At 64.3% G+C, this 3,277-nt stretch carries 5 protein-coding genes and 2 tRNA genes; 5 read left to right on the top strand and 2 right to left on the bottom strand.

Translation table 11 applies throughout. The annotated features are described in order from the left end of the window. The 4 genes from AC1DBQ_RS22620 to AC1DBQ_RS22605 all read left to right on the top strand — a co-directional run. A partial coding sequence (locus AC1DBQ_RS22620) for a DUF3566 domain-containing protein (protein ID WP_476930644.1) occupies nt 1–495 on the top strand: 495 nt, incomplete at its 5' end. 97 nt (nt 496–592) lie between these two features. After that, nucleotides 593–666: transfer RNA gene (locus tag AC1DBQ_RS22615), tRNA-Ile, on the top strand. A gap of 63 nt (nt 667–729) precedes the next feature. Beyond that, complete coding sequence (locus AC1DBQ_RS22610; RefSeq protein WP_456507891.1) at nt 730–852, top strand: DLW-39 family protein; 123 nt, start codon at nt 730–732, stop codon at nt 850–852. A gap of 70 nt (nt 853–922) precedes the next feature. Next, nucleotides 923–998: transfer RNA gene (locus AC1DBQ_RS22605), tRNA-Ala, on the top strand. A gap of 75 nt (nt 999–1,073) precedes the next feature. Here AC1DBQ_RS22605 and AC1DBQ_RS22600 read toward each other — a convergent pair. Beyond that, nucleotides 1,074–1,442: a cupin domain-containing protein gene (locus AC1DBQ_RS22600; RefSeq protein WP_091248561.1), complete on the bottom strand. Its 369-nt coding sequence runs from the start codon at nt 1,440–1,442 to the stop codon at nt 1,074–1,076. A 131-nt stretch (nt 1,443–1,573) separates the two neighbouring features. On the opposite strand from AC1DBQ_RS22600, the gene AC1DBQ_RS22595 reads away from it, so the two are divergent. After that, nucleotides 1,574–2,518 carry a DMT family transporter gene (locus AC1DBQ_RS22595; protein WP_476930643.1) on the top strand — a complete coding sequence of 315 codons (945 nt, stop codon included), beginning with the start codon at nt 1,574–1,576 and terminating at the stop codon, nt 2,516–2,518. Nucleotides 2,519–2,564: 46 nt separating this feature from the next. Here the strand turns inward: AC1DBQ_RS22595 and AC1DBQ_RS22590 are convergent. Beyond that, a partial coding sequence (locus AC1DBQ_RS22590) for a glycosyltransferase family 2 protein (protein ID WP_476930642.1) occupies nt 2,565–3,277 on the bottom strand: 713 nt, incomplete at its 5' end.

Raw genomic sequence — 3,277 nt, 5'->3', positions numbered from 1 at the left:
GGCCAGCGTCCGCCGGCCCCCGGCCAGCGCCCCGCCGTGCCCGGCCAGCGCCCCGCCGCGCCGGGACAGCGCCCCGCTCAGTCCGGGGGGCAGAACTCGGCCGGACTGATCAAGCCCGCCCCCAAGGCCAAGGTCCGCCGGGCCAGGCTGCTGATCAGCAAGGTGGACCCCTGGTCCGTGCTGAAAATGGCCTTCCTGCTCTCCGTAGCCCTGGGCATCGTCACGGTCGTGGCGGCAATCGTGCTCTGGACCGTCCTGGACCTGACCGGAATCTTCGACCAGGTGGACAGCCTACTCGGAACCCTCGCGGGCTCCGAAGGCGGCGGCTTCGAACTGAAGAAGGTGGCATCCCTGGGGCAGGTGGCGTCGTTCGCCACCATCATCGCCGTGATCAACGTGGTGCTGTTGACGGCCCTGTCCATGCTTTCCGCGGTGCTGTACAACATCGCGGCGACGCTCGTGGGCGGCATCGGCGTGACCCTCACGGACGACTAAACCCGTATTTTTCCGCGGAATCCTGCGGAAAAGTGCCTCGATTTGAGATCGGGCCGGGATGTGCTGTAAAGTCATATCTCGGCCCGATGAGGCATCGGGGCGTATAGCTCAGGCGGTTAGAGCGCTTCGCTGATAACGAAGAGGTCCCAGGTTCAAGTCCTGGTACGCCCACGGAACCTGTACTGGTTCTGATAGAGGTTAGTGAAGGTTCGTCGATGACTGAACCGGAACGGGGTGCGTGTGAAGAAGTTGCTGGTTATCGCAGCCACGGTCGCAGGCGTCTTCCTCTACCGGAAGGTGCAGGAATCCGAAGCCCGGAAAGTAGTCTGGAGCAACTCAACCGATACGGTTGATTAGCCCGGACCCCAGGGATGGAAGCTGAATCGGCTCTCCGGAACTAGGGTATGATTGACGGGTTGCTTCTTATGGGGGCATGGCGCAATTGGTAGCGCACCTGCTTTGCAAGCAGGGGGTTCGGGGTTCGAGTCCCCGTGCCTCCACCATAAGAAAAGTCCCGGATCGCGGAAACGCGGTCCGGGACTTTTTGCATATCGGGGCAAGGGCGCCTACCTGCAGACTCACTCCTTCGGCTTGGCGTAATCCGACATCCCTTGCCAGTCGATGTACACATAGGGTTCGTCGCCGAGGACCCAAGCATCGTGACCCGGCGGGATGACCCCGAAGTCGCCGGGACCGAATTCGATTTCTTCGCCGTCGTCCATGACGACTTTTAGACGGCCCGAGACGGTGTAGCCCTTGTGGGCAACCATGCAGCTGTCCGTTTGGGCGATCGGCTTGACGTGCTGAGACCACTTCCAGCCCGGCAGGAAGGTCGCTCGCGCCACCGGTCCGGCGTCGAGGTTGACGAGGTCTACCTGACCCATGCCTTCGGCAACGGGGCGAGTCTCTTCCGGCTGGTCCAGGCTCTTGCGGATCATTGACGCCATGATGGTCTCCTTCTTTGATGATGGTGAGACCGGACTGTGAGACCGCGATTTAAGACTGGCACCGCAGTATGTACGGGTCAAGGAGTAGCGGACGGAAGGGCCGCCGCCGTCGGTCCCACTAGTGTGGGAGCGTGAACTTTCTACTTGCCGCCGTCGGGGTGCTTGGTGTGGCTTCGTCCGGGCCGCTCATTGCCGCCACGCTGGGTGCCACATCGGTCAGCGCCCTCGCCATCGCCTTCTGGCGGAACGCGATTGGGGCCGTCGTCATGGCTGGTCCCGTGTTGGTCCGCAGCCCGCGCCAGTTCGGCAGGGTGACCGGAGCCGAGTTCCGCTGGTCGCTCGCCGCAGCGGTGGCCCTGGCGCTGCATTTTGCCTGCTTCATCACCTCCCTGCAGCTGACATCGGTTGCGGCGGCGACGGCGCTGGTGTGCCTGCAATCGGGCTGGATCGCAGTTTTCCAGATGTTCCGGGGCGTTCGGCACCCGTGGCCGGTCCTGGTGGGGCTGGGGATCGCGTTCGCCGGCGTCGTGACGATTACCGGCTTCGACATGGGCACCTCTCCGCAGGCGCTCCTGGGCGATCTCCTGGCGGTGGCCGGCGGCGCCCTGGCAGGCATGTACACGCTTGCCGGAGGCAAAGCCCGGCAGACCATGGGAACCGGCATCTATACGACGCTCTGCTATGGCATGTGCGCCGCGATTGTGGCGGGGATGGCGTTATTGGCGGGACAGCCGCTGGGAGGGTTCGAGGCGGCCGGCTGGCTGGGGATCCTTGCCGTCACTGTGTGCGCCCAGCTCGTGGGGCACACGGCGTTCAACCACCTGCTGGCGACGATGAGCCCGCTGCTCGTATCGATGATCATCCTGCTGGAAATTCCGGGTGCGGCGCTCTTGGCTGCCGCGTTCCTTGGCGAGACGCTGCCGGCCGGGACCTATGCCGGACTGGCGATGATCCTGGTGGGGCTCGCCGTCGTCGTTCTGGGGCAGCGCAGGTCACGGCTTGCCCGGGGCGGTGCGGTGGTACCCGGTGCGGAAGGTCCCGGTACCGAACGGCTGGCGGAGCTCGGCACCGACTAAACCGCGGTTACTGCTGGCGGCTCTTGGGAGCGCCTGTTGCTCGCGCTTATTGGCCGCCGCGGCGGGCGGGCTGCGCGGTGTTGACCGTGTGAATGGCGCGGAGCAGCTTTGCCGGGAAGTAGACCGAGAAGAACACCACCATGGGCGCTTTGAGGGCCATCTTCTTGACGTTGTGGGCCTTGTACGTGCGGTCAAAGCGCGTCACGTAGTAGCGGTAGTCGCGGGGCGAATCCTCAAGCCGCCGGGCGGACATGCCGGAGATCATCTGCGGCCAGTACTGGATCCGGAGATCGTGGTCCGCCAGGTGCAGCGAGAGGTCGATGTCCTCGTGCATTTCGTCCCGTTCGTCCCGGCAGGTTTCGGCCCGGATGGTTTCCCAGGCCGAACGGCGGAGAGCCATGTTGGAGCCGAAGAGGAAGTGATACTGGTGCTTGGCAAGCTTGAGCATCAGTTGGCGCATTTTGTCGTCGGCCTTGAGCCCGAAGCGGCGCATCGGCATGTCATAGTAGACCACCGGACCCGTTGCGGCGTGCACCGAGCCGTCCCTGAAAGCTTTCTGGACCTGCTCCACCCAGTCAGGCTCCAGCACGGAGTCGGCGTCGATCCTCCCGAGGATGTCGCCTGTAGCGTGGTCCAGACCGAAATTACGCGTGGGGATGAGCCCCTGAGCGCTGTGCTGGCCGAGCAGGATGATGGGACTTTCCGGATACTCGAGCTGCATCTGGCGCACGATGTCCGCCGTGCGGTCCTTGGACAGGT

Source organism: Arthrobacter sp. 10T413_2, from assembly GCF_056394205.1.
The sequence above is the reverse complement of the archived record's forward strand: the minus strand, read 5'-3'. Positions and strand labels throughout refer to the sequence as shown.